At 67.3% G+C, this 24486-nt stretch carries 22 protein-coding genes and 1 tRNA gene; 8 read left to right on the top strand and 15 right to left on the bottom strand.

Annotation, left to right across the window (positions count from 1 at the left end; translation table 11 throughout):
- Positions 1 to 60: 60 nt before the first annotated feature.
- Together LZ005_RS18410 and pap are read right to left on the bottom strand one after the other, a co-directional pair.
- Positions 61 to 801 carry a carbonic anhydrase gene (locus LZ005_RS18410; protein ID WP_237809962.1) on the bottom strand — a complete coding sequence of 247 codons (741 nt, stop codon included), beginning with the start codon at positions 799 to 801 and terminating at the stop codon, positions 61 to 63.
- A 43-nt stretch (positions 802 to 844) separates the two neighbouring features.
- The gene (gene pap, locus LZ005_RS18405; protein ID WP_237809961.1) at positions 845 to 2335 is read right to left on the bottom strand and encodes a polyphosphate:AMP phosphotransferase; all 1491 of its coding nucleotides are present in this window, start codon (positions 2333 to 2335) and stop codon (positions 845 to 847) included.
- A gap of 110 nt (positions 2336 to 2445) precedes the next feature.
- On the opposite strand from pap, the gene LZ005_RS18400 reads away from it, so the two are divergent.
- Positions 2446 to 4062: a tetratricopeptide repeat protein gene (locus LZ005_RS18400; RefSeq protein ID WP_237809960.1), complete on the top strand. Its 1617-nt coding sequence runs from the start codon at positions 2446 to 2448 to the stop codon at positions 4060 to 4062.
- A gap of 4 nt (positions 4063 to 4066) precedes the next feature.
- On the opposite strand, the gene LZ005_RS18395 is transcribed toward LZ005_RS18400, so the two are convergent.
- Together LZ005_RS18395 and LZ005_RS18390 are read right to left on the bottom strand one after the other, a co-directional pair.
- On the bottom strand, positions 4067 to 4204 hold the full coding sequence (locus tag LZ005_RS18395; RefSeq protein ID WP_237809959.1) for a hypothetical protein: 138 nt from the start codon (positions 4202 to 4204) through the stop codon (positions 4067 to 4069).
- Between the two features lie 50 nt (positions 4205 to 4254).
- Entirely contained in the window at positions 4255 to 4521 is a 267-nt protein-coding gene (locus LZ005_RS18390; protein ID WP_237809958.1) for a hypothetical protein, read from the bottom strand.
- A gap of 101 nt (positions 4522 to 4622) precedes the next feature.
- On the opposite strand from LZ005_RS18390, the gene LZ005_RS18385 reads away from it, so the two are divergent.
- The 3 genes from LZ005_RS18385 to LZ005_RS18375 all read left to right on the top strand — a co-directional run bounded on the left by LZ005_RS18385 (position 4623) and on the right by LZ005_RS18375 (position 8760).
- Positions 4623 to 6122 (top strand): ATP-binding protein, encoded by a 1500-nt coding sequence (locus tag LZ005_RS18385; RefSeq protein ID WP_237809957.1) that lies wholly within the window; start codon positions 4623 to 4625, stop codon positions 6120 to 6122.
- On the top strand, positions 6119 to 6808 hold the full coding sequence (locus LZ005_RS18380) for a response regulator (RefSeq protein ID WP_237809956.1): 690 nt from the start codon (positions 6119 to 6121) through the stop codon (positions 6806 to 6808). The genes LZ005_RS18385 and LZ005_RS18380 overlap by 4 nt, the downstream gene beginning before the upstream one ends.
- 65 nt (positions 6809 to 6873) lie before the next feature.
- Positions 6874 to 8760 carry a potassium transporter Kup gene (locus LZ005_RS18375; RefSeq protein ID WP_237809955.1) on the top strand — a complete coding sequence of 629 codons (1887 nt, stop codon included), beginning with the start codon at positions 6874 to 6876 and terminating at the stop codon, positions 8758 to 8760.
- 12 nt (positions 8761 to 8772) lie between these two features.
- Here the strand turns inward: LZ005_RS18375 and LZ005_RS18370 are convergent, their stop codons facing one another.
- The 4 genes from LZ005_RS18370 to LZ005_RS18355 form a co-directional block, all read right to left on the bottom strand.
- Positions 8773 to 9279: a hypothetical protein gene (locus LZ005_RS18370; RefSeq protein WP_237809954.1), complete on the bottom strand. Its 507-nt coding sequence runs from the start codon at positions 9277 to 9279 to the stop codon at positions 8773 to 8775.
- Between the two features lie 30 nt (positions 9280 to 9309).
- Positions 9310 to 9723: a hypothetical protein gene (locus LZ005_RS18365; protein ID WP_237809953.1), complete on the bottom strand. Its 414-nt coding sequence runs from the start codon at positions 9721 to 9723 to the stop codon at positions 9310 to 9312.
- Between the two features lie 6 nt (positions 9724 to 9729).
- Positions 9730 to 10140: a hypothetical protein gene (locus tag LZ005_RS18360; RefSeq protein WP_237809952.1), complete on the bottom strand. Its 411-nt coding sequence runs from the start codon at positions 10138 to 10140 to the stop codon at positions 9730 to 9732.
- Between the two features lie 220 nt (positions 10141 to 10360).
- Positions 10361 to 10445, bottom strand: a tRNA-Leu gene (locus LZ005_RS18355).
- Between the two features lie 215 nt (positions 10446 to 10660).
- Between LZ005_RS18355 and LZ005_RS21810 the strand changes: the two genes are divergently transcribed.
- Together LZ005_RS21810 and LZ005_RS18340 are read left to right on the top strand one after the other, a co-directional pair.
- Positions 10661 to 12679, top strand: a complete 2019-nt coding sequence (locus tag LZ005_RS21810) for a Cache 3/Cache 2 fusion domain-containing protein (protein WP_373889351.1) — start codon at positions 10661 to 10663, stop codon at positions 12677 to 12679.
- Positions 12680 to 12720: 41 nt separating this feature from the next.
- A complete protein-coding gene (locus LZ005_RS18340) occupies positions 12721 to 13101 on the top strand; it encodes a hypothetical protein (protein ID WP_237809951.1) in 381 nt (126 codons plus the stop codon).
- Between the two features lie 3 nt (positions 13102 to 13104).
- On the opposite strand, the gene LZ005_RS18335 is transcribed toward LZ005_RS18340, so the two are convergent.
- The 7 genes from LZ005_RS18335 to hutC form a co-directional block, all read right to left on the bottom strand.
- A complete protein-coding gene (locus tag LZ005_RS18335) occupies positions 13105 to 14829 on the bottom strand; it encodes a glycosyltransferase family 39 protein (protein ID WP_237809950.1) in 1725 nt (574 codons plus the stop codon).
- 89 nt (positions 14830 to 14918) lie between these two features.
- Entirely contained in the window at positions 14919 to 15188 is a 270-nt protein-coding gene (locus tag LZ005_RS18330; RefSeq protein ID WP_237809949.1) for a type B 50S ribosomal protein L31, read from the bottom strand.
- A 191-nt stretch (positions 15189 to 15379) separates the two neighbouring features.
- Positions 15380 to 16642, bottom strand: coding sequence for a transcription termination factor Rho (rho, locus tag LZ005_RS18325; protein WP_237809948.1), 1263 nt, complete (start codon positions 16640 to 16642; stop codon positions 15380 to 15382).
- Positions 16643 to 16719: 77 nt separating this feature from the next.
- The gene (gene trxA / locus LZ005_RS18320) at positions 16720 to 17046 is read right to left on the bottom strand and encodes a thioredoxin TrxA (protein ID WP_237809947.1); all 327 of its coding nucleotides are present in this window, start codon (positions 17044 to 17046) and stop codon (positions 16720 to 16722) included.
- 178 nt (positions 17047 to 17224) lie between these two features.
- Positions 17225 to 17593: a response regulator gene (locus LZ005_RS18315; RefSeq protein WP_237809946.1), complete on the bottom strand. Its 369-nt coding sequence runs from the start codon at positions 17591 to 17593 to the stop codon at positions 17225 to 17227.
- 44 nt (positions 17594 to 17637) lie between these two features.
- Positions 17638 to 21846, bottom strand: coding sequence for a PAS domain S-box protein (locus LZ005_RS18310; protein ID WP_237809945.1), 4209 nt, complete (start codon positions 21844 to 21846; stop codon positions 17638 to 17640).
- Between the two features lie 78 nt (positions 21847 to 21924).
- Complete coding sequence (gene hutC, locus LZ005_RS18305; RefSeq protein WP_237809944.1) at positions 21925 to 22638, bottom strand: histidine utilization repressor; 714 nt, start codon at positions 22636 to 22638, stop codon at positions 21925 to 21927.
- Between the two features lie 112 nt (positions 22639 to 22750).
- Here hutC and ada point away from each other — a divergent pair, with 112 nt between their 5' ends.
- Positions 22751 to 23803, top strand: coding sequence for a bifunctional DNA-binding transcriptional regulator/O6-methylguanine-DNA methyltransferase Ada (gene ada, locus LZ005_RS18300; protein WP_237809943.1), 1053 nt, complete (start codon positions 22751 to 22753; stop codon positions 23801 to 23803).
- Positions 23803 to 24480 carry a 2OG-Fe(II) oxygenase gene (locus LZ005_RS18295; protein ID WP_237809942.1) on the top strand — a complete coding sequence of 226 codons (678 nt, stop codon included), beginning with the start codon at positions 23803 to 23805 and terminating at the stop codon, positions 24478 to 24480. Before ada ends, LZ005_RS18295 begins: the two co-directional genes overlap by 1 nt.
- The last annotated feature ends 6 nt before the right edge of the window (positions 24481 to 24486 follow it).

Genomic DNA, 24486 nt, shown 5'->3' with positions numbered 1-24486 from the left:
TCTTTTGGTGGCAAAAAAAATGGCGGGCATGGGCCCGCCGTCAAGGTGGAAGCTGAAACTTTATTCGCTGGCCTGCACCACGCGGCCATTGAGCGGCTGCACGGGGCGCGCGTTCATCGCGTACAGCTTGCGGAAGGCGGCCACCTGGGCCGGCGAGACTTCGGCCGCGGCCTGCATCACCTGCCAGCGTACGCCCTCGGAACAGGGCGGCGTGGTCAGCGAACCGCTGAACGCATAGTAGCCGCGCTGGGCCGGAATCAGAGCCAGCGGGGCAAAGCTGGCCAGCTTGGCGCTGCCGCCTTCGTGGGCCGGCATGGCCGCAAACACGGGGGCGAGGGCGGCGTTTTCCTTGCCTTCCTTGAACAGCACGCCGACCACCGCCAGCTTGCCCTCGGCATTCTTGTGCACGAGGTGGGCCACCATCGGCAGGCGCTTGCCGTCGAGCTCTTCCTCACTCGGCGTGTGGAAATGGAACTGCAGCAGTTCGTAGCGGGCGCCGCCGATCTGGATGGCGCTGCCCTTGGCCAGATTCACCTGAATCGTATGGCCGTTGTTGACCACCTCGGCCGCCGTCGGCGTGTACTGGAAATCGATCGGGTCGAGCTTGGCGCGCGTGGCCTTGGCTGTCTCGATATTGATCGGCGACTGGGCGCCGCCGATTTTGCAGGTGGCGAAGTCTTTCGACAGCTCGCCCCATTTGGCCGCGTCGGCATAGCTCCAGTGCGGGGCATGCTCGTCGGCCAGGGCGGGCAGGGCGCACAGGGCGCCCAGGATCAGGGTACTCAGCAGGGTATGGCGCATGATGTCTCCTTGGGGTTGTGGCTGGCCGAGAATAGCACCGCCGTTATTTATCGAGCGCACTTTCTATCGCCTCGCACAAGGTCTTCAGAATCTTGATGCGGGCGTGGTACTTGTCGTTCGCGCCGATCAGGGTCCAGGGCGCGATTTCGGTGCTCGTGTGTTCGATCATGTCGTTGACGGCGACCTCGTACTGCGGCCACTTGTCGCGGTTGCGCCAGTCCTCGTCGGTGATCTTGTAGGCCTTGAAGCCGGTCTCCTTGCGTTCTTCGAAGCGGCGCAGCTGCTCGTCCTGCGAGATCTGCAGCCAGAACTTGACCACCACCGCGCCCTGCTTGATCAGCTCGGCCTCGAAGTGGTTGATCTCGGTATAGGCGCGCTGCCAGGCGGCCTGGGTGGCAAAGCCTTCGACCCGTTCGACCAGCACCCGCCCATACCAGGAACGGTCGAAAATCGTGACCCGGCCCAGGCGCGGGATATGGCGCCAGAAACGCCACAGATAGGGCTGGGCGCGCTCTTCGTCGCTGGGCGCCGCAATCGGCACGATGCTGTAGTGGCGCGCGTCGAGCGCCCCGGTCACGCGCCGGATGGCGCCGCCCTTGCCGGCCGCGTCGACCCCTTCGAACACGACGATCACCGATTTCTTCAGCGAGCGCGGGTCGCGCGTGAGCAGGGCCAGCTTGCCCTGGTATTTTTCGAGCTGGGCCTCGTAGTCCTTCTTGCTCAGCTTCTGGCTCAGGTCGAGATTGGAGATGATGGTGCGGTTGTCGAGCGCAGTCCTGGGCGCGGCGGCCGGCGCCGGCGGCGTGGCCTGGGCGTGTTCGAGCCGGGCGAACTGCTGACGGATACGTTCGAGCAGGGTGTTGCAGGCGTACAGGCTGCGGTAGCGCGGGCAATTGCCTTCGATGATGGTCCAGGGCGCGTTGCCGGTGTCGGTGGCCGTCAGCGTGTGCGCCGAGTACTTGCGGAAGCGGTCGTAAATCTTGAAGTGCTCCCAGTCGTCCTTGGTCACGCGCCAGCGCGTTTTGGGGTCGGCCTCGAGCGCCTTCAGACGCTTTTCCTGGGCCTCCTTGGACAGGTGGAACCACAGCTTGACCAGCACCACCTTCTCGGCCGTCAGCATCTTTTCGAATTCGACGATGTCGGCGATGTTCTTGTCCAGCTCGGCATTCGTGGTGCTGCGGTTGACCCGGTTGACGATCGGATCTGTGTACCAGGAGCCGAACATGATGCCGATCTTGCCCTTGGGCGGCAGTGCACGCCAGAAGCGCCACATGAACGGACGCTCGCGCTCCTCGTCGGTGGGGGCGCCGAAGGCCACGGTTTCGATGTGGCGCGGGTCCATCCATTCATTGAACAGGTTGGCCGTTTCGCCCTTGCCGGCGCCGTCGACCCCGGAGATCAGCACCACCACGGCGAACTCGGGCTTTTCGCGCAGCAGGAACTGGGCTTCGAGCAGGGCCTCGCGCAGGCCGGGGACCTGAGCGTCGAAACTGGCTTTGTCGACCTTGTGGCCGACTTCCGCGGATTCAAACATGGACTCCCCCTTTTGTGATCAGTCTATCTTATGCCTGGAAAAAGCCGCCAAAAACTGACTTACGTCAAAAAATTGGATTTTCGCCACACGGGGGCGGTAGACTTGCGGATATGCAAGCTTTGATAGAGGACAAACAAGCCGAGGCCCTGCGTGCCGCCGGCGCGCTGTACGAGGCCGGCCGCCTGGACGAGGCCGAGGCCGCGTACCGCGCCATGCTGGCCGCCGACCCGGACCACGCGCGCGCCACCCACATGCTGGCCGTGCTGGCCTTCCGGCGCGGCGCCTATGCCGAGGCGGACGCCCTGTTCGAACGCGCGATCGGGCTCGATCCCGGCGCGCCGAATTTCTATTCGAACCGCGCCAATGCGCTCAAGGAGCTGGACCGCATGGACGAGGCCCTGGCCGCCACCGAACATGCGCTCAAGCTGCAGCCGCGTTTTGCCGCCGCCCACAACAACCGCGGCCTGGTGCTGACCGCGATGGGCCGCCACGACGCCGCCCTGGCCGCCTACGAGCGCGCCGTGCAGATCGAGCCGGGCTTTGCCGAGGCCTGGTCGAACCGCGGCATCGCGCTGCAGTCGCTCGAGCTGTTCGCCGCCGCCGTACAAAGCTACGACCACGCGCTGCGCCTGAAACCCGATTATCCGGAGGCCCACTACAACCGCGCCATCGCGCTCGGCGAGCAGGCGCGCCCGGCCGAGGCCATCCCCGGCTATGCGCAGGCGCTGGCCCTGCGCCCCAGCTATGCCGATGCGGCCTTTGGCAAGTCGCTGGCGCTGCTGGCCGTCGGCGAGTATGAGGAAGGCTGGCAGCTGTACGAGGCGCGCTGGGCGTCCAAGGTCAGCGGCGGGCAGAAGCGCGTATTCGCCGAGCCGCAGTGGCTGGGCGAGGACGTGCAGGGCAAGACCGTGGTGCTGCACGCCGAGCAGGGACTGGGCGACTCGATCCAGTTCTGCCGCTACGCGCCGCTGCTGGCCGACCGCGGCGCCAAGGTCATCCTCGATGTGCCAAGCCCGCTGGTGCAGCTGATGCGCACCCTCGATCCGCGCGTGCTGGTGACGGAAAGCGGCGTCAAGCTGCCGCCGCGCGACTATCACAGCCCGCTACTGAGCCTGCCGCTGGCCTTCAAGTCCACGCTCGCGACGCTGCCGCGCCCGCGCGGCTATCTGCGCGCCGAAGCGAGCAAGGTGGCGCTCTGGCAGGAGCGTCTGGGCGCGCGCACGGCCAGCCGCATCGGCCTGGTCTGGAGCGGCTCGACCGCCCACAAGAGCGATCAGTGGCGCAGCCTGCGCCTGAAGGAGCTGCTGCGCTATCTGCCGCCTGGCTTCGATTACGTGTGCCTGCAAAAGGAAGTGCGCGAGGTGGACGCGCCGGTGCTGGCGGCCCATCCCGAGATCCGCGTGTTCTCGGAGCTGCTGACCGATTTCAGCGAGACGGCTGCGCTGGTCCAGTGCATGGACCTGGTGATCAGCGTCGACACCAGTGTGGCCCACCTGGCCGGCGCCCTGGCCCGACCGGTCTGGATTCTGGTGGCGCACCGGCCCGACTGGCGCTGGCTGCACAAGCGCACCGACAGCCCCTGGTATCCGACGGCCGGCATCATCCGTCAGCCGCAGGCGCACGACTGGCCGGGCGCGCTGCGCCAGCTGCAAACCGAACTGGCGGCCGCCTGTCGCAGCGGCCATCTGAAACCCGCCGCCAGCACGGTGCCGGCGGCGGGCGCTTAAGGCCTTACTGGCCGCAGCAGCTCAGCATCTGCAGACAGCACAGCAGGCTGTCGCAGCAGGCCGGGCTGGTGGCGGCGAAGGCTGCGGCGGAGGTGAACAGGGCGCCCACGACGAGGGCGATTTTGACGGTCGTGCGTTTCATGATGAACTCCTGAAAAAGTAAAAAGGGATGGAAGGCGGGGCGGACCGCGTTCAATCCGGTGGAGTCCAGATCGCGTAATAGGGTTGGGGCAGGGCCGTGTGCGGCGCCTGCGCAGGCTGGCGCTGCGGCGCGGCCGGGAGGGCCGGACGGCTGCTGTCGATGGCCACGGCCGGCAGGGCCGCCGGGGCGCAGCCCAGGTCCAGACACAGGGCGGTGTCGCAGTCGGTGCCGCAGCAGGTGCGCACCGACTCCGCCGCCTGCGCCGACAGGTGCAGGCAGAACAGCAGGGCCAACAGGGACAGGATCAGGCGACGCATGCGCCCATCCTACACTGTTTCGCCTGAAGCCAGCCTTAAGACAGATTGGGCCGATGCGATCCTGATGGGATCCTGATACGGACTGTGCTAGGGTGGCGGGCATGTTCAGTCCCTGGCAAGTTTTCGAGCGCCCGCAACGCTCCCTGCCCGTCGCCCTCAGCCTGTGGGCGGCCGGCTGGGCCGTGCTGGCCGTGCTCGACGCCCAGCTCGATCTGGCCAACAAGGCGCTGATTCTGGTGCTGGTGGCCGCCTGCGCCGCCATCTGGCTGTCGCCGCGCGCCTCGCTGCTGGTCAGCACCTTGGCCGTGCTGGCCTTCAATTTCAGCTTTGTGCCGCCGCGCGGCACCTTCGCGGTCGACCTGCGCCAGCACGCCTTTCTGCTCTTGACCCTGCTGGCCGTCAGCTGGACCGTCGCCCTGATGATGGCGCGCCAGCGCGAACTGGCAGCGCGCGAGCACCGCCACGCCGAACAGGCCGAGCAGCTGCGCCAGTTCGGCGAACGCCTGCGCGAGGCCGACGACCCGCGCCAGCTGGCCGCCTACCTGCAGCAGCTGCTGGCCGAACTGACGGGCGGCCCGGCCAGCCTGCTGTTTCTGGCCCCGCAAGAGCAGCTGGTCGGCGCGGCCAGCACCGACGAGCGGGCTGGCCTGCGCATCTGCGCGCGCAACCACCAGGCCATGGGCCCCGGCACCGGCCGCCACGACGAGCAGCCGGCCTGGTATCTGCCGCTGCGCGGGCGCAGCACCAATCTGGGCGCGGCCATCGCGCGCATGCCCGATCCGATCGGCGCGCGCGAAGACAACCGCCTGCACGCCCAGGCCCTGTGCGACCAGCTTGGCCTGGCGCTGGAACGGGCCGCCGCCATCGACCACGCCCAGCACGCGCGCGCGGCGGCCCAGCTGCAGGGCCTGCGCAATACCATGCTGGCCGCCATCGCCCACGACCACCGCACGCCGCTGGCCACCATCCTCGGCGCCGCCACCGCCCTGCACGATCAGGACGACCGGCTGGCGCCCGAGCAGCGCCTGCGCCTGGCCGCCACCATCGCCGACGAGGCGGGCCAGCTGATCCGCCTGACCGAGAACACCCTGCAGCTGGCGCGCCTGGACGCGCCCGGCCTGCAGCTGCGCACTGACTGGGAATCGGCCGAAGACCTGGTCGGCAGCGTGCTGCAGCGCCTGCGCCAGCGCCAGCCGCCACTGAGCCTGCGCGCGCGCATCGCGCCCGGCCTGCCGCTGCTGCGCTGCGACGCCATCCTGATCGTCCAGCTGCTCGATAACCTGGTCGACAACGCCCTCAAATACGGCGGCCCGCCCGAGGCCATCGAACTGCTGGTCGATACCGATGGCGATCAACTGCTGCTGGCCGTGCGCGACCGCGGACCGGGCGTGCCCTCGACCGAGCGCGAAGCCATCTTCGCGCCGTTTCAGCGCGCCGACCATCAGAGCGGGCGCGGCGCCGGTGTCGGCCTGGCCCTGTGCCGCGCCATCGCACGCGTGCACGGCGGCGAGCTGCGTCTGCGCATGCGCCGCCACGGCGGCAGCGCCTTCGAGGTGCGCTTGCCGCTGCCGCCCCAGCCCGCGCCCGGAGGCGATGCATGAGCCTGAGCGTGCTGCTGGTCGAAGACGACCGCGAACTGCGCCGCACCCTGCGCGACGCCCTGCTGGTGGAGGGCTATCAGGTGCATGCCGCCGCCAGCCTGGCCGATGCGCGCGCGCTGGCCGCCCACAACACGCTCGACCTGGTGCTGCTCGACCTCGGCCTACCCGACGGCGACGGCGCCAGCCTGCTGGCCGAACTGCGTCAGCGCAGCAGCGCGCCGCTGCTGGTGATCTCGGCCCGCCACGACGAAGGACAGAAAATTAGCCTGCTGGATGCCGGCGCCGACGACTACCTGGTCAAACCCTTCAGCCTGAGCGAACTGCTGGCGCGCATGCGCGTGGCCCTGCGCCACCGCGGCACCGTGCTGGCGGCCGCCATCACCCAGTACCGCGCGGCCGGCGTGGCGGTCGACCTGAGTGCGCGCCGCGTGACGCGCGACGGCGCCGAGGTGCATCTGACGCCGACCGAATTCGCCCTGCTGGCGCGCCTGGTGCGCAGCGCCGGCCAGGTGGTGACCCACCGCCAGCTACTCAGCGACGTCTGGGGCCCCGAGTACGTCGAGCACACCCACTACCTGCGCCTGTATCTGGGCCAGCTGCGCGCCAAGCTCGAAGCCGTACCGGCCGACCCGCGCCTGCTGCTGACCGAACCGGGCGTCGGCTACCGCCTGGCCGAGCCGAACTAGCATCCATATGCTTTCCTGATGCGGCCCGCGCGAGGATGGCTGCCTCGCACACTTCCGCTATTGGTATGAGCACTTCGAGCACCCACGCATCGGCCCGCCCCGGCCTGGCCGCACTGACCCTCGGCGCCATCGGCGTCGTCTACGGCGACATCGGCACCAGCCCCCTGTACACGATGAAGGAGATCTTCGGCGGCGGCGCGCTGGCGCGCACCGAGGCCAATCTGGTCGGCGCCGTCTCCGCCATCTTCTGGGCCCTGATGCTGGTGGTGACGCTCAAGTACGTGATCCTGATTCTGCGCGCCGACAACCGCGGCGAAGGCGGCGGCCTGGCCCTGACGGCGCTGGCCGCGCAGGCGGTTGGCCAGCGTCCGGTGCTGCGCCAGTTCCTGCTGCTGCTGGGCGTGTTCGGCGCCACCCTGTTCTACGGCGACTCCGTCATCACGCCGGCTATTTCCGTGCTCGGCGCGATCGAAGGGCTGGAGCTGCTGACCCCCGCGCTGCAGCCCTACGTGGTGCCGGCCACCATCGCCATTCTGGTCGGCCTGTTTCTCGTGCAGCGCTTCGGCACCAGCTTTGTCGGGCGCTTTTTTGGCCCGGTGATTCTGCTCTGGTTCGGCGTGCTGGGCGTGGCCGGCGTGGTGCACATCGCGCAGCAGCCGGCGATCCTGGCCGCCCTCAATCCGCTGCAGGCCGTGAGCTTCCTCGCGGGCCGCGGCTGGCATGTGTTCGCGACCTTGGGCGCTATCGTGCTGGCCCTGACCGGGGCCGAAGCCCTGTACGCCGACATGGGCCACTTCGGACGCCGCCCGATCCAGCTGGCCTGGTGCGGCCTGGTGCTGCCGGCGCTGGCGCTGAACTATCTGGGTCAGGGCGCGCTGCTGATGCGCGACCCCGGCGCGATCGACAATCCCTTCTACCGCCTGTTCCCCGCCAGCTGGGTGCTGCCGGCGCTGGTACTGGCCACGCTGGCCGCCATCATCGCCTCGCAGGCCGTGATCTCGGGCGCGTATTCGATGACCAAGCAGGCCATCCAACTCGGCTACCTGCCGCGCATGACGGTGCGCTTCACCTCCGCGGCCGAGATGGGCCAGATCTACCTGCCGGCCGTGAACTGGATGCTGCTGGCCGGTGTGGTGGCTGTGGTGGCCGCCTTCGGTTCCTCGTCCGCGCTGGCCAGCGCCTACGGCATCGCTGTCACGCTGACCATGATGATCACCACCGCGCTGACCTTCTTCGTGGTGCGCGACGGCTGGCGCCTGCCGCCCGCGCTGGCGCTCGGCGCCACCGGCTTTTTCCTGGTGATCGATGCGCTGCTGGTGGCCGGCTGCGCCGTCAAGATCGTCGATGGCGGCTGGTTCCCGCTGGCCCTCGGCCTCGGCCTGTTCCTGGTGATGAGCACCTGGGCGCGCGGCCGCGCCATGCTGCTCGAATCGATCCGCAAGGACGGCCTGGTCCTGCAGGCCTTCATCGACCAGCTCGACCCCGAGGGCATGCAGCGCGCCGAGCGCACCGCCGTCTATCCGGTGGCCGATCCGAGCACGGTGCCGCAGGCCCTGCTGCACAATCTGAAGCACAACCAGGTCCTGCATGCGAAGAACGTGATTTTGACCGTGCAGTTCCGCGATGTGCCGCAGGTGGCTGAGGGCGAGCGCGTGCTGCTGGAGGAATTGGGCCACAGCTTCTGGCGCGTGACCCTGCGCTTCGGCTTCATGGAAGTGCCCGACGTACCGCGCGCGCTGGCCCTGACCGAAGCCATGGGCCTGCACATTCCCCTGTTCGAGACCAGCTACTTCCTCTCGCGCGAGACCGTGGTGCCCAATCCGTCCGGCGCCATGGCCCACTGGCGCGCGCGCCTGTTCGTGGCCATGAGCCGCAATGCCAGCGGCGTGGTGGACTTCTTCCGCCTGCCGAGTAATTCGGTGGTGGAGCTGGGCACGCGCATCCAGCTCTGAGGCGGGCGGCGCTTACTTCTCGGTGGCTGGCTGGTGGTTGTAGCTGTAGATGCGCGCCACCTTCCAGACACCGTCCTTCACCAGCATCAGATGGGTGAACGACGCGCGCAGCGTGCGTTTGCCGATCTGGCCGTTCTCCGTTCTGAAGAAGTCGTGGTCGCCCATCACAATGGCGCCGTAGAGGTCCGGGCCGCGCCGCATCGGGAACATGCGCAGCGAACCCGGCACCAGCACGCGGCGAGCGCGGTCCTTGGTCTTGTCCATCCCTGCATTCACCTTGGCCAGCGCGTCGTAGCCGATCACGCTGCCGCCCAGGTCGTGATAGAACTCCACGTCGGCCGACAGGTGCGCATTCAGCGCGGCCGAGGTGCCGAAATTGAAGTCGTGCCAGTAGACCTCGTCGGCCTTCCTGACCTGGGCCTCCCAGTCCGCATTCGGCTCTGCGGCCATGACCGGGGTGAGGGCGCTGATGAAGCTCAGGCAGAGAGCGGCGAGGGCGAAACGGAAAAGTTTTCTCATCTTGGCAGGCTCGGTTGTGGAGTGGATGGTTCAGGATTTGGCGGCATCAAACTGCACGCACTTGGGCGGAACGGCAAGCGCCGCTTCGTCGGCGCGCCAGTCGGCGCTGGCCTCGGCGAAGTGGAGCGCATATGTGTTCGAGGATCTGTAGGTCCCCGATTTGATCGTGTTTTCGACCGAGATCTTATTCGGCCCGAGGATTTTCAGCGTCCACACATCATCGCCATTATCGACAGTCAGCTCCGTGGCCGTCTTTTTGACGATCTGCGCGGGTAAGAAGTAGTCCTTCAAATAGCTCTGGCAGAAGTACTGCAGCCTGGGGCTGAAGGAGCTATGAATGCTGCGCATATTGAAGCGCTCGTAAAGCGCATCCGTCGTCAGCTGCGGCGCGGCGGTCGAGGCATTTGCGATGAGAAGCAGAAGCGAGGCGAACAGACGATGCATGGGGTCCTAGGGATAAGCGCTTGGGAATCTGGCGTTTCTCACTTTGCCATACCCAGCCAGAAATTCCTGCAATCCAACGCAGAGGTCGCGCCCGTTTCTGGGCGACCTGGCCTCGTAGATCTTCACCAAAAGCCCATCGTCGCGAGGAGTGATGGACTCGATGAGCAGACCTTGCTCAGGCATCCAGTTCGTCACCGAGAAATCGTCGAGCCGGATGTGCAGCACCATGCAGGCATCGTGAATGAACAGCGATCGCGTGGCGTCCGCGTAGACGGCTTTGCCATTCGTCGTGAAGAATTCGCGCTGGCCATCGAGTTCAAACGGCAACGACACGACAATGGTCGACGCGCCCATGTGGTGCTCGCCGCGGTCTTCAACCATCACCTTTCCGACGGCGTCAATGTCGATCGTTTTCACAAGGGGCAGTGTGTTAGGGCTGGGAATGGATGAGCGTTATTTGCGCTGGTGGAGGGGGGCACATTCCAGTCGCACCTCTGAACACGAGCCCCAGATCGTCGAAAAGAATGGCAAATAGTTAAAGCAATTTAGCACACACCCAATCCGGGCGGCAAACTTAGCTGAGTAACAGCCGAGTAGTCCTTGGGGATTGGTGCTGGGGATGCCGATACAAGGAGGATGGTGCCCGAGGCCGGAATCGAACCGGCACGCCTTGCGGCGGCGGATTTTGAGTCCGCTGCGTCTACCAATTTCACCACTCGGGCAGGAGGGAGCCGCATTATCACTGATTTGCCAGAATCGGGCAAGGCAGGGGAATTCCGGCCAATGTTGATCTAAATCAATTGTAATTGTTCATTTACCAAAGTCGCGGGCGTACACTTTCGTTTTTCCAATTGGCAAAAATAGACAGGCCCATGCAGGGGGCTGTCAGCTTGGGCCGGCTGGCTTGACCAAGCAATATTGTTGAAAGGAGTGCCCCGTGTTCCTGCGTTTTCGAAATACCAATATCGGTGCCAAGCTGGCGCTGGCCGTGTTCGGCCTCGTCAGCCTCGGCGTGTTACTGCTGGTCGTGCTGATCGGCCACTGGACCACCCAGCAGGCTGAGCGCGACGCCCAGCGCGAGGTGAGCGACAAGACCCATCTGCTGGCGACCACCATCGACATCGTCGATACCGACCTGCGCAAACAGGTCGCCACCTATGGCCGGGTGTTCGCCAGCTTCTTCCCTGGCGGGCTGACCCTGGACAGCCAGCGCAGCATGCAGGTCGGCGCGCAAAGCGTGCCGGTGCTCCTGCACAGCACCAGCCCGGTGAACAATGACTTCGCCATCCCCGACCGCTTCATGCAGCTGACCGGCGTGCACGCCACCGTGTTCGTGCGACGCGGGGATGACTTCATCCGCATCAGCACCTCACACAAAAAAGAGGACGGCAGCCGCGCCGTCGGCACGCCGCTCGACCACGCCCACCCCGCCTATCCACGCCTGCTGGCCGGCGACAGCTATACCGGCCCGGCCTACCTGTTCGGCGGCGTCTACATGACGGAGTACCAGCCGATCAAGGATGATGCGGGCCGCGTGATCGGCATTCTGTATGTCGGCAAGGGCTTCAGCGACGCCATGCAGACCCTGAAGGAGCGCGTCAAGGCGCAGCGCCTGGGCGAGACGGGCGGCTTCTTCGCGCTCGACGCGCGCGCTGGGGCCGAGCGCGGCAAGCTGCTGATCAGCCGCAGCGGCGAGGGCAGCAATCTGCTGGGCGCGCGCGATGCCGACGGCCAGCCCTATATCGCCAACATCCTCCAGCAGCGCAATGGCAGCCTGCGCTACCGCCTCGCCGATGCGGACGGGGTGGTGCGCGCCCACCTGGTGTCCTTCAACTTCATCCCCAGCTGGGATATGGTGGTTGCGGGTGACACGGTGGTCGATGAAATCACGGCGCCGGCGGTCGCGCTGCGCAACCGCATCGCGCTCATCGGCCTGGTGTTTGTGGTGGCGGTGGCGGCCTTGCTGGTGCCGCTGGCGCGCCGTCTGGTTGGCCAGCCGCTGGCGCGCGCGGTGGAAGTGGCGCGTACCGTGGCGGCGGGCGACCTGTCGAGCGAGATCAAGGTGGAGCGGGCCGACGAAACCGGCCAGCTGCTGGCGGCTATGGCGGAGATGAACGCGGGCCTGGCGCGCATCGTCGGCGATGTGCGTCAGGGGACGGTGACGATCGAAGCGGCCGCGCGCCAGATCGAATCGGGTAACCGCGACCTGCAGGCGCGCACCGAAGCGCAGGCCAGCGCGCTCGAAGAGACGGCGGCCTCGATGGTGGAACTGACCACCACCGTGCGCCAGAACGCCGAGCACGCGCGCGAAGCCAGCAACCTGGCTGCCAATGCGGAGCAGGTGGCGCGCCATGGCGGCGAGGTGGTCGGCGGCGTGGTTGCGACCATGGCCGGCATCAAGGCCTCGGCCGAACGCATCGCCGATATCATCGGCGTCATCGACGGCATCGCCTTCCAGACCAATATCCTTGCCCTCAATGCGGCGGTGGAGGCGGCGCGCGCCGGCGAGGCGGGACGCGGCTTTGCGGTGGTGGCGAGCGAAGTGCGCGCCCTGGCCCAGCGCTCGGCCGGCGCCGCGCGCGAGATCAAGGACCTGATCCAGGACTCGGTGAGCCAGGTCGAATCGGGCAATGCGCAGGTGGCCGAAGCCGGCCACACGATGCATGACATCGTCGATGCCGTGCAGCGCGTGGCGCGCTTCATGGGCGAGATCCAGCTGGCCAGCGCGGAGCAGAGCGCCGGGATCGAGCAGGTCAATCAGGCGGTCAGCGAAATGGACCACAGCACCCAGCGCAATGCCGTGCTGGTGGAGGAGGCCACCACGGCGGCCCAGGCGCTGGCAGACCAGGCGGCCCAGTTGGCCCATACGGTCAGCGTGTTCCGTCTGGCCCATGGGCCGGCGCTGGCCGAAGTGCACACCCTGCCGCAACGTCCGCGCTTGCGCCACGCGGCCTGAATGTGGGAAGCTGGGGCCTTTCCTTCAGCAAGGATCGGCCCATGCCCCGCTTCCAGTCCGTCTGCGGCTATGCCGCCGCCCTGATACTGCTGCTCTCGAGCGTCGCCCACAGCCTGGCCGGCTGGCCCGCCATGCGTGAGCAGCTGCTGCGCAGTGGCGCCCAGCCCGAGCTGATTCAGGGCCTGCACATGGCCTGGCAGTTCGGCGGGATGGTGATGCTGGTGCTGGCGCTGGTGGTGTTCCTGGTGCTGCGTGCACAGGCGAGCGGGCGCGGCGCGCCGGCGCAGATTTTGCCCATCATCGGGGCCGGCTACGCGGCCTTTGGCCTGGCCGAATTCGCCCTCACCCAGGCCGGCTTCACCTTCGTGTTCACGGTGCCCGGCCTGCTGCTGCTGGCAGCGGCCTGGCCGCGCCGCAGCTAAGCCTCAGCCGCCCACGCGGCGGTACAGGCGGAAGCGCTCGTCGCGGTCGGACGGGCGCCGTCCTTCCCAGATCAGGCGCCAGTCGCGCGGGGCGTGGCCCATCAGGTTCTCGTGCTCGTCGCGGATTTTCACGCTGTCCTGCAGCAGCAGGATATTGCAGTGCTCGCGGTTGACGCCGGCGAAAGGCAGCGGCCCGAAATACGCGAAGCTGGCGCGCTGGGCCGGCCCCACATTCGATTCCAGGCAGTCGGTATCGGCCGGCAGGCGGGCGGCGATCTGCACGGCCACCTGGGCGTAGCTGCGGCTGTAGTTAATCTCGGGCAGGAACAGGGTCATCAGCAGCACCCAGACCAGAATCAGGCCGCCCGAGGACAGCACCACGGCGCGCCACAGCACCGGCGGGCGGCGCGAAATGCGCCAGTGCACGAGCAGGAACCAGCCGACGGTCGCGATGACGGCCACGGCAAACGCCAGCATGCCGAACTGCGGATGGAAGCCGGGCACCAGCTTGAGCACGTTCTTGGCGAACTGGGCGGGCCAGCCCGTCATCGTGCCCATGTAGAACAGCCAGATCACGCCGGCCAGCATCGACAGCACCAGCACCGAGAACCAGTCGATCGCATTGATGGTGCTGCGCTTCATGGTCGGCAGGCCGAAGGCGGCCATCACGGCCAGCGGCGGCAGCAGCAGCGACAGGCTGCTCTGCTCGGGTTCGGGGTCGCAGATGGCCAGCGCCGACAGGGCCAGCACGGCCGCCAGCGGCAGCACGATGTGCAGCAGATGGCGCTGGCGGCGCCAGGCCCAGGCGCACCACAGGGCGAACGGCCAGGCCGGCCAGAAGAACCAGATGCCGGCCCGCACATACAGTTTCAGGGCCGCCCAGCCGGGCAGGCCGAGCTGGCCCGACAGCGCACCCAGCCAGGCATCCTCGACGCCGCGCCCATACGGCCGCAGCAGCAGGCTCGGGACCACCCACAGGCCGACCACGGCGGCCGCGGCCAGGATGGTCACGCCGACGTCGCGCGCGGTGCGTACCGGCGCCAGGCGCAGATACTGGCTGGCCAGCAGCAGCGCCAGGATCAGCAGCACGGCCGGCACCAGGTCGCGGCTCAGGGTCAGCGCGCCGAGCGCCACGCCGAGCAGGGCCGCATGGCCGAGGCTGGGCGCATCGACATAGCGCACCACGCGGTACAGATAGAAGGCCACCAGGCTGACCTGCAGGGCCACGCTGTTCGTTTCGTGGCTGTGCAGCAGCAGGCCGAGCGAGCCCAGATAGATCAGCACGGCCGTATCGGCCAGGGTGCGGCCGTAGTCGTCCGGTTCCGGCTGGCCGCCAAAGGCCAGGCGCAGCGGCTGCACTTCGGCGCGCCGCCCCAGATAGAAGGCGGTACACCAGACCGAGACGGTGCCGCCGAGGAAAAAGCCGAGGCTGGCCACGCGCGCGGCATGCACATCGCCGAGCAGCCAGCCGAACAGCTTGATGCACAGGGCGCCCAGCCAGAAGGCCAGCGGCCCCTCGTCGTGGAAGGGCAGGCCGGCCACGTTCGGGTACAGCCAGTCGGCCAGGCTGCCCTGGGCCATGGTCCACATCACGCCGAAGCTGGCGGCGTCGGCCTTCCACGGGTCGCGCCCGATCAGACCGGGCAGGATGTACAGCAAACCGAGTGCGAACAGCGCCCAGCGGGGCAAGGCCAGGGTGGCGGCTGCGGGCAGGCGGACAGGCTTCATCGACGGCAAAATCTTATGGTGGAGTCAAGACGCAAGTATCAACGAAAAAAGGCAGCCGTAGCTGCCTTTTTTGTGGGTGCGGCGAAAAATCAGCCAGCAGCGACCGAGGTTTTCGAACCAACCGAACCGAACTTCTGGCGGAATTTTTCCACGCGGCCGGCGGTGTCGACGATCTTGTGCTTGCCGGTGTAGAAGGGGTGCGATTCTGCCGAGACTTCAATCTTCACCAGCGGGTAGTCCTTGCCTTCGAAGTTGATGGTTTCTTTGGTCTGAATGGTCGAACGGGTGATGAATTTGAAGTCGCACGACAGGTCGTGGAACACAACTTCACGGTAATCCGGATGGATATCAGCTTTCATGATGGCCTCTTCAGTTTGGTAGCCAAACAGCACTTCGTCGGTCCTACTGCTTCTCGACCCGATTGCCGCCCACTTGCCAGGGGTTAAAAATTCAGGAACCGGCGAGTATACCGGAAAACCGGCTCGGCCGCAAAAAAATCGGGGCCAGACCCCATGCTGGGAGTCTGGCCCCGTTCGACCGGACGGACGGCTTAGCCGCCGCGGCGCATCATCTCGAAGAACTCGAGATTGGTCTTGGTCGCCTTCATCTTGTCGAGGATGAACTCCATCGCCTCGATCTCGTCCATCCCGTACAGCAGCTTGCGCAGGATCCAGATCTTCTGCAGATGCTCGGGCTTGATCAGCAGCTCTTCGCGGCGCGTGCCCGATTTGTTCAGGTTGATGGCCGGGTAGACGCGCTTCTCGGCCAGACGGCGCTCGAGGTGCACTTCCATATTGCCGGTGCCCTTGAACTCTTCATAGATCACGTCGTCCATGCGCGAGCCGGTTTCGATCAGGGCGGTGGCGACGATGGTCAGCGAACCGCCTTCTTCGATATTGCGGGCGGCGCCGAAGAAGCGCTTCGGACGCTGCAGGGCATTGGCGTCGACACCGCCGGTCAGCACCTTGCCCGAGGCCGGGATCACGGTGTTGTAGGCGCGTGCCAGACGGGTGATCGAGTCGAGCAGAATCACCACGTCCTTCTTCATTTCGACCAGGCGCTTGGCTTTTTCCAGCACCATCTCGGCCACCTGCACGTGGCGCGTGGCCGGTTCGTCGAAGGTGGAGGCGACCACTTCGCCGCGCACCGAGCGCTGCATTTCGGTCACTTCCTCGGGGCGTTCGTCGATCAGCAGCACGATCAGGGTCACGTCCGGGTGATTGGCCGTGATCGCATGGGCGAGGTGCTGCAGCATCACCGATTTACCCGACTTGGGCGAGGCCACCAGCAGACCGCGCTGGCCCTTGCCGATCGGGGCGATCATGTCGATGATGCGGCCGGTGATGTTTTCGTCGCCGCGCATTTCGCGTTCGAGGCGCAGCGGCACGTTCGGGTGCAGCGGCGTCAGGTTCTCGAACAGGATGCGGTGCTTGGAGGCCTCGGGCGATTCGCCATTGACCTTGTCGACCTTGACCAGGGCGAAATAGCGCTCGCCATCCTTGGGCGTGCGCACTTCGCCTTCGATCGAGTCGCCGGTGTGCAGATTGAAACGGCGGATCTGCGAGGGCGAGATATAGATGTCGTCGGTCGAGGCCATATAGGACGCGTCCGGCGAGCGCAGGAAGCCGAAGCCGTCGGGCAGCACTTCCAGGGCGCCATCGCCGAAGATCTGCTCGCCTTGCTTGGCTTTCTTTTTCAGAATCGCGAACATCAGTTCCTGCTTGCGCAGGCGGGCCGCGTTGTCGATATCGAGGGCGATGGCCATTTCCAGCAAAGCGGAAACGTGCATGGCCTTCAGTTCAGAGAGATGCATGTGTTCAGTCCCCAGAGGGGTTCAGCACGGGAGGTGGGAAGGAAAGCGGCCGCGCGAACGGCGGCCGCGGGACGGAATCAGATATTGCTGTCGATGAAGGCGGTCAGCTGGCCCTTGGCCATGGCGCCGACTTTCTGGGCCGCGGCTGCGCCGTTCTTGAACAGGATCAGGGTCGGGATGCCGCGGATGCCGAACTTGGCCGGCACGGCCTGGTTGGCGTCCACATCCATCTTGGCGACGGTCAGCTTGCCATCATATTCCTTGGCCACTTCTTCGAGGATCGGGGCGATCGCCTTGCAGGGACCGCACCATTCGGCCCAGAAATCGACCAGCACGGGGCGGTCCGATTTGAGCACGTCGGTCTCGAACGACTGGTCGGAAATGTGTTTGATGTGTTCGCTCATTGTGTTCTCTTTGGGTCAGTGGGAAAGCGCCTGGGTCCGGGCAACAGGCCACAGATCATGCCGTTTTCTAAAAACTCAAGTTTCAGGGGGATACAACGAGGACGGCAGGCGGGATTAAGGGCGCATCATACATGATTTTTTTCGCTTGTGCCGTTTTTGCTGCAAGGTATGCATATGCTCAGGCCAGCGCGGCTTTCAACTCCTCCAGACCGAGCGGTTTGCAGAAGGCGCCGACCAGGCGCAGGCCCTGGGCGCGCGCCAGCCGTTCGGCCGCGCGGCGCACCCCGGCGTCGACCCCGGACAGCAGCAGCACGCGGCCGCGGTACTGGCTTTCGGCAGCCGCCTGCAGGAATTCGATGCCGTCCATATCGGGCATCGACAGGTCGCAAACGAGCACATCGGGAGCCTGGGCGCGCAGCGTGGCCAGGGCGCGGCGCGCATCCGATTCGGTCGCCACACTATAGCCGCCCAGTTCGCTGAACATGTCCTGCAGCAGTGCGAGCGTGAAGGGATCGTCGTCGAGCAACATCACGCTTTGCGGCGTCATGGCGGGTCCTCAGGTCTGATGATCGGCCTATTATAGCGGCAGGCTCAGTCTTCGCTGGCGAAGGTCGTGTGCTGCATGATCTGGGCCGTCACCTGCTCGAGCAGGGGCCACAGCTGGGCCAGAATGGCCTGGGCGGCGGCCGCCTCCTCCTCCGCGCTGGCGCGCGCCAGCTTCTCCATCTGGTAGCACAGTTCGGCCATGCCGAGCGCGCCCACGGTGCGCGCGGCCGACTTGATGCGGTGGCCCAGTTCGCGGCATTGCTGGATGTCGCCGGCGGCCAGCGCGCGTTCCATGTCGCTGAAGCCTTCCTGGGTCGACTGCAGGAACTTGAAGGCGAATTTGCGGATCTTGTCCTGGTTGTAGTTGAGCAGCTTGCCCAGCACGGACAGGTCGATGATGGCCGGGTCGCCGACCAGCGCATGGAAGGGCGTGGCGCTGCGCGCGGGCGCGGCCGGCGCCGGGCTCGGGCTGCGCTGGGGCAGCCAGCGCGCCACCGTTTCGCACAGCGAGGTCGGCTGGACCGGCTTGGTGATGAAGTCGTCCATGCCGGCCGCCAGGCAGCGCGCCCGGTCGTCGAGGGTGGCGGTGGCCGTCATGGCCAGCACGCGCAGGCCGGCCAGGCTGGCGTCGGCGCGGATGCGGCGCGTCGCTTCGAGCCCGTCCATGATGGGCATCTGCATGTCCATCAGCACGCAGTCGAACTGGGCCTGGCGCAGCAGGTCGAGCGCCTCCACCCCATTATTGGCCAGCACCACGGTGGCCCCGGCTTCCTCCAGCATCTCGAGCGCGATCTGCTGGTTGAAGGCATTGTCCTCCACCAGCAGGATGCGCGCGCCCTGCATCGCGGCGCGCACGGCCGCGCTCTGTTCGGGCAGGGGCGCGGCGGCCGGCGGCAGAGCCGCGCTGGCATGGGCGGCCGCCTTGCCGACCCGCGCCGTGAACCAGAAGCAGCTGCCATAGCCGGGCATCGAGTCGACCCCGACCTCGCCCTGCATCAGCTGGGCCAGTTGCTTGCAGATGGCCAGCCCGAGGCCGGTGCCGCCGTAAGCGCGCGTGGTCGAGGTGTCGGCCTGTTCGAAGGACTGGAACAGGCGCGCCTGCTGTTCGGGCGTCAGGCCGATGCCGTTGTCCAGCACTTCAAAGCGCAGCAGGCAGTCGCTGGCGCTCTCTTCCAGCAGGTGGATGCGCACGCTGATCTTGCCGTGTTCGCTGAACTTGATGGCGTTATTCGTGTAGTTGATCAGCACCTGGCCGAGGCGCAGCGGATCGCCGACCATCAGCGGCGGCAGGCCGGGGCCGACCTCGAAGTCGAGCGCCAGGTTCTTGCTCTGTGCCTTGGAGGCGACCACCGTGCTCAGGGTCTGCAGCACATGGTCGAGCGAGAACACGATGCGTTCGATCTCCAGCCGGCCGGCTTCGATCTTCGAGAAGTCGAGAATATCGTCGATGATGCCGAGCAGGTGTTCGCCGGCGAAGCGGATCTTCTCCAGATAGTCGCGCTGGCGCGGATTGAGCTCGGTCTTCAGGGCCAGGTAGGCCATGCCGATCACCCCGTTCATCGGCGTGCGGATCTCGTGGCTCATATTGGCCAGGAACTGGCCCTTGGCCTTGGACGCCTCCTCGGCCACCTGCTTGGCCAGGTCGAGCTGCTCGGTGCGCTGCTGGACGCGCTCCTCCAGGTGTTCGTTCAGTTCGCGCAGCTCGCGCTCGACCCGGCGCGCGGCCGTGATATCGATGGTCATGCAGATCAGGTATTCGGGCTCGCCGCGCGCATTGAACACCGGCTTTTTCAGGGTGCGCAGATACAGGTCCTGGCCCAGCTCGGGCTGGTGCAGGGTCTCGGTGTAGTCGATCAGGCGGCGCTCCTCGAAGGCCTGCTGGTCGCGCCGGCGCAGGGCCGCGATCTGGGCCGGCGTCAGGCGGCTGGGGGCGTCGCGGTTCAGGTCTTCCATGCGCACCCCGAGCTGCTGCTCGCAGGCGGAGTTCATCAGCACCACGCGCCCGCCCGGCTCCTTGATGAACAGGCCGATCGGCAGCATCTGGATGATCTCCTGCAGGCGCTGTTCGGCCGCGCGCCGGCTGCTGACATCGGTCAGCATCGACAGATTTCCGGTGAAGCGGCCGTGCTCGACGATCGGTGCGGTCGACACCTGGGCCCACAGCACGCTGCCGTCGCTGTGGCGGAAGCGGAAGTCGGCCTGGCCCGGCCCGGCCTCGGCGCGCGCGGCCAGATAGGCCTGCAGGGCGTCGGCGTCGTCGGGGTCGATGTAGTCGGCCATCGGCTTGCCCTGCATGGCCACTTCCTCGTGTCCGAGCATCTGCGCCAGGCGCGGGTTGCTGAAGGCGGTCAGGCCGGCGGCATCGGTGATCCAGATGCCCTCGGCCGCCGTCTCCACGATGCGCCGGTAGCGCTCGGCGCTGGCGCGCAGGGCTTCCTCGCTGCGCTGGCGCTCGCTGGTGTCGCGCAGCGAGACGATCGTCATCGGCTGCTCCTGCACCATCAGCGGGGTGTGGTTGATCTCGGCCGGGAAGGGCCGGCCGTCGCGCCGGTAGGCCGTCACCGCCTGGTTCGGATGGGCCACGGCCTGGATGCCGGGCGCCAGGCGCGTGGCCAGCATGCCGCTCAGGTCCGTCAGGCGGTAGCCGAAGCTGCGCGCACAATGCTGGTTGGCGTAGCGGATGCGGCCCTCGGCGTCGATCACCAGCATCGCCTCGGGCGAGGCTTCGAGCACGGCGCGGATACGGTCTTCCTCGGCCTGTTTGCGGTGGCTGATGTCGGACAGGGTGCCGGCCAGCTGGCGCATGCGCCCGTCGGGGTCGAGCCGCAGCACCATGCCGCGCACCAGCACCCAGCGCCAGCTGCCGTTGCGGCAGACCATCCGCAGTTCGCTTTCAAAGCGGCGCGCGGCGCCCTGGCTGCCCGGCTGCAGGAAGGCGTCGACTTCGCCCTTCACGCGCGCCTGGTCTTCGGGGTGCACATGCAGCAGCCAGTCGTCGGCGCGCAGCACCAGTTCCCCCTCGTTGTAGCCGAGGATCTGCTGGTAGCGCGGCGACAGCACCAGTTCGGCCGCTCCGCGCGTCCACTGCCAGATGCCCTCGCCCGAGCTTTCGAGCACGAAGCCGTGCAGGTGTTCGGTCGAGGACAGGCGCTGCTGGGTCTCGTGCAGGGCCGCGCGTTCGGCGCGCAGGGCCGCGTTCAGACGGGCGAAGCGCCAGGCCACCACGGCCGCCGCCAGCAGCAGCACGGTGGCCAGGCCCAGGGCCACGTGCAGCATGCGGTTGTCCGGTTCGGGCGGCTCGTACAGAAAACCATCGAGCTTGAAATTGGCCGGCACCAGGCCTAGTTCGGCGTAGGCATCGGCGATCTGGCGCCAGCGCTCGGGATTCGAGTAGCCCAGTTCGACGATACCGCTTTCGAGCAGGGGCAGCATGCGTTCGGCCTCGAAGCGCAGCTGTTCGGCGCTGGGCGCGTTCGGGTAGCGCGCGCGGATCAGATCGACCATTTCGTCCGGATGGCTGATCGCATACTTCCAGCCGCGCAGCGTGGCCTCGCGCACGGCGGCCGCGCGCACCGGGTGTTCGCGCAGTTCGGTCTCGCTGGTAAACAGCACGCCGCCATAGAAATCGATGCCGGAGGCGCGCGGGCTGATCGCGTCATAGCCCTTGCCCAGCTTTTCGAACTGGTAGGGCAGGGCGCCGACATAGGAGGACATCAGGTCGACCTTGCCGGACAGGAGATCGTCCGGGTCCTGGCTATGTTCGATGCGGCGCAGGCTCGAGACGGGCACGCCGTTGCGCGCCAACAGGGCCTGCAGCTCCACGCTGTAAGGGAAGATCATGATGCTGGCGCCGCGCCGCAGCGCGCGCGCCGATTCGCCCTTGCGCGCCAGCAGAATCGCCGGCGAATGCTGGAAGATCGTCGACAGCACCACCAGCGGGAAGCCCTGGGCGCGCTGGATCAGCAGATTGGTGTTGGAGATGCCGTACTCGGCGCGCCCGTGCAGCACTTCGGCGGCCGGGTCTTCGGTGCTGGAGCCCTCGACCAGACTGACATCGAGGCCGGCCTCACGGTAATAGCCTTGTTCGAGCGCCGCGTAGAAGCCGGCGAACTGCCACTCGTGCAGCCACTTGAGCTGGATGCGCAGCTTCTCCGGGGCCGCCGCACGCGCCGGCGCGGCCGCCAGCAGACTGGCGGCGCAGATCAGCGCAGTCAGGCACGCGGTGCAGCAGGCGGCGAGGCGGTGGCGCAGCAAGGGGGACCCTCCCTGTTTCCATTTTGTCTAGCCCATGGTAGCGAAAATCGGGCCTTTTTTCAGGAAATTCTTGGTCGTTCAGCCGAGCTGACCGGTGAACTGGTAGCGCGCGCCCGGATGCCACATCGTCGCCACCGAGGCCACCTGCCCGTGCGAGCGCGTGCAGCGGTGCAGCACCAGGCAGGGCTGGCGCGCTTCGATCGCCAGCAGCTCGGCGATTTCGCGCGGCGCGGCCAGGGCTTCGATGCGGTAGCTGGCGTCCTGCAGCGGCGCGGCCGCCATCAGATACACGTTCGGGGTGATGCGCGTGAAGTCCTGGGCCAGATAGTCGGGCGCGAGGGCCGGATTGACCCAGCGGTCCTCGACCTGGATCGGCTGGCCGTTCTCGAAATGGACGATGCGCGAGTGGTACAGCGCCGCGCCGGGCGCGAGGCCGAATTCGGCGGCCAGAGCCTCGCTGGCGCGCGTGCCTTCCAGGCGCAGGGGCTGGGCCTGGTGGCTGTGGCCGCGCGCGGCGATTTCGTCGGCGATATTGCGGATCTCGACCAGCGTGGCCTGCACCTTGTGCGGCGCCACATAGGTGCCCGAGCCCTGGCGCCGGGTCAGCACGCCGGCGGCCGTCAGTTCGCGCACGGCGCGGTTGACCGTCATGCGCGAGACGCCGAACTGCTTGACCAGGGCCTGTTCGGACGGGATGACGTCGCCTTCCTGCCAGCGGCCGGCGGCGATTTCGCCGGTCAGGTAGTCTTTGATCTGCTGGAAGATGGGGGGCGTGTCCAAACGGTTCTCCATGGCGACGGGTCGCAGCCGATTCTAACCGAGCCGGATTTGAAAGCAAGACCCGGAGTGCGAACGCGCAGCCGACTGCTTACAGTGGGGGCAAATCCGCTACCATGGAGTGATCATGACCCGCTATGCCACCGATGCCGCCCGCTGGGAGGCCGTCCGCAGCCGCGACAAGGCGGCCGACGGCCAGTTCGTGTATGCCGTGCGCAGCACCGGCGTGTACTGCCAGCCGTCCTGCCCCTCGCGCCCGGCGCGCCCCGAGAACGTGTGCTTCTATCCGGACTGCGCGGCCGCCGAGGCGGCCGGTTTTCGGCCCTGCCTGCGCTGCAAGCCGCAGGCCGGCAGCCAGCTGGCGCAGCAGGCCGCCGTGGTGGCGCGCGCCTGCCGCCTGCTCGACGCCGCCGAGACCGAGCCGACCCTGGCCGCACTGGCCAGCGCCTGCGATTTCTCGCCCTACCATTTCCACCGCCTGTTCAAGCAGCACACGGGCCTGACGCCGAAAGCCTATTACAAGGGGCGGCGCGCGGCGCGCGTGCAGCAGGAGCTGGGCCAGGCCGCCAGCGTGACGGCCGCCATCTACGAGGCCGGCTACCAGTCGAGCGGGCGCTTCTACGCCGAGGCGGCCGGGCATCTGGGCATGAGCCCGCGCCGCTTCCGCGCCGGTGGCAGCGGCGAGCAGATTCACTTCGCCATCGCCCAGTGTTCGCTCGGCGCGCTACTGGTGGCGGCCACCGCCAAGGGCATCTGCGCGATCTTGCTCGGCGACGAGCCGGAACCGCTGCTGCGCGACCTGCAGGACCGCTTTCCCAAGGCCGAACTGCGCGGCGCCGAGCCGGATTTCGAGGCCACGGTGGCCGCCGTGGTTGGCCTGGTCGAGGCGCCGCGCCAGGGCCTCGACCTGCCGCTCGACGTGCGCGGCACCGCCTTCCAGCAGCGCGTGTGGCAGGCCCTGCGCGCGATCCCGCCCGGCCAGACCGTCAGCTATGCCGAACTGGCCGAACGGGTCGGCATCAAGGACGGCGCGCGCGCCGTGGCCGGCGCCTGCGCCGCCAATGCGCTGGCGGTGGCGATTCCCTGCCACCGCGTGGTGCGCAACGACGGCGCGCTGTCCGGCTACCGCTGGGGCGTGGCGCGCAAGGAGGCCCTGCTGGTGCGCGAAGGGAGTCGCTGATGGACCTCGACGCCAAGGCGCTCGGGGCGGCGCTCGACGCCCACGGTTATGCCGTGCTGCCTGGCCTGCTGGCGCCGGAAGCGTGCGCCGAGGTGGCGGCCTGGTATGCCGAGCCGGCGCGCTTTCGCAGCAAGGTGGTGATGGCGCGCCACGGCTTCGGGCGTGGCGAGTACCAGTATTTCGCCTATCCGCTGCCGCCGCTGGTGCAGGCGCTGCGCAGCCAGCTCTACGCGCCGCTGGCCGAGATTGCCAACCGCTGGCAGCGCGCCCTCGGCAGCGAGCTGCGCTACCCGGCCGCGCATGCGGACTATCTGGCGCGCTGCCATGCGGCCGGCCAGACCCGGCCCACGCCCCTGCTGCTGCAGTATGGGCCCGGCGACGAGAACTGCCTGCATCAGGACCTGTACGGTGAACTGGTGTTCCCGCTGCAGGTGGCGGTGCTGCTGTCGGAGGGCTTCAGCGGCGGCGAATTCGTGCTCACCGAGCAGCGCCCGCGCATGCAGTCGCGCGTCGAAGTGGTGCCGCTGCGTCAGGGCGACGCCGTGGTCTTCCCGGTCAACGAAAGGCCGCAGCAGGGCGTGCGCGGCGTCTACCGCACCTATATGCGGCACGGCGTCAGCCGCGTGCGCAGCGGCACGCGCCACACCCTCGGACTGATTTTCCACGACGCGCGCTAAGTTCGC

Origin of the sequence: Massilia sp. TS11 (genome assembly GCF_022012445.1) — a bacterium.
Lineage (GTDB): Bacteria > Pseudomonadota > Gammaproteobacteria > Burkholderiales > Burkholderiaceae_D > Telluria.
The sequence above is the reverse complement of the archived record's forward strand: the minus strand, read 5'-3'. Positions and strand labels throughout refer to the sequence as shown.

Bases quoted from the DNA above. Each gene is read 5' to 3' on its own strand.
- LZ005_RS18410 (WP_237809962.1), bottom strand. From the start codon at position 801: ATGCGCCATACCCTGCTGAGTACCCTGATCCTGGGCGCCCTGTGCGCC.
- pap (WP_237809961.1), bottom strand. From the start codon at position 2,335: ATGTTTGAATCCGCGGAAGTCGGCCACAAGGTCGACAAAGCCAGTTTC.
- LZ005_RS18400 (WP_237809960.1), top strand. From the start codon at position 2,446: ATGCAAGCTTTGATAGAGGACAAACAAGCCGAGGCCCTGCGTGCCGCC.
- LZ005_RS18395 (WP_237809959.1), bottom strand. From the start codon at position 4,204: ATGAAACGCACGACCGTCAAAATCGCCCTCGTCGTGGGCGCCCTGTTC.
- LZ005_RS18390 (WP_237809958.1), bottom strand. From the start codon at position 4,521: ATGCGTCGCCTGATCCTGTCCCTGTTGGCCCTGCTGTTCTGCCTGCAC.
- LZ005_RS18385 (WP_237809957.1), top strand. From the start codon at position 4,623: ATGTTCAGTCCCTGGCAAGTTTTCGAGCGCCCGCAACGCTCCCTGCCC.
- LZ005_RS18380 (WP_237809956.1), top strand. From the start codon at position 6,119: ATGAGCCTGAGCGTGCTGCTGGTCGAAGACGACCGCGAACTGCGCCGC.
- LZ005_RS18375 (WP_237809955.1), top strand. From the start codon at position 6,874: ATGAGCACTTCGAGCACCCACGCATCGGCCCGCCCCGGCCTGGCCGCA.
- LZ005_RS18370 (WP_237809954.1), bottom strand. From the start codon at position 9,279: ATGAGAAAACTTTTCCGTTTCGCCCTCGCCGCTCTCTGCCTGAGCTTC.
- LZ005_RS18365 (WP_237809953.1), bottom strand. From the start codon at position 9,723: ATGCATCGTCTGTTCGCCTCGCTTCTGCTTCTCATCGCAAATGCCTCG.
- LZ005_RS18340 (WP_237809951.1), top strand. From the start codon at position 12,721: ATGCCCCGCTTCCAGTCCGTCTGCGGCTATGCCGCCGCCCTGATACTG.
- LZ005_RS18335 (WP_237809950.1), bottom strand. From the start codon at position 14,829: ATGAAGCCTGTCCGCCTGCCCGCAGCCGCCACCCTGGCCTTGCCCCGC.
- LZ005_RS18330 (WP_237809949.1), bottom strand. From the start codon at position 15,188: ATGAAAGCTGATATCCATCCGGATTACCGTGAAGTTGTGTTCCACGAC.
- rho (WP_237809948.1), bottom strand. From the start codon at position 16,642: ATGCATCTCTCTGAACTGAAGGCCATGCACGTTTCCGCTTTGCTGGAA.
- trxA (WP_237809947.1), bottom strand. From the start codon at position 17,046: ATGAGCGAACACATCAAACACATTTCCGACCAGTCGTTCGAGACCGAC.
- LZ005_RS18315 (WP_237809946.1), bottom strand. From the start codon at position 17,593: ATGACGCCGCAAAGCGTGATGTTGCTCGACGACGATCCCTTCACGCTC.
- hutC (WP_237809944.1), bottom strand. From the start codon at position 22,638: ATGGAGAACCGTTTGGACACGCCCCCCATCTTCCAGCAGATCAAAGAC.
- ada (WP_237809943.1), top strand. From the start codon at position 22,751: ATGACCCGCTATGCCACCGATGCCGCCCGCTGGGAGGCCGTCCGCAGC.
- LZ005_RS18295 (WP_237809942.1), top strand. From the start codon at position 23,803: ATGGACCTCGACGCCAAGGCGCTCGGGGCGGCGCTCGACGCCCACGGT.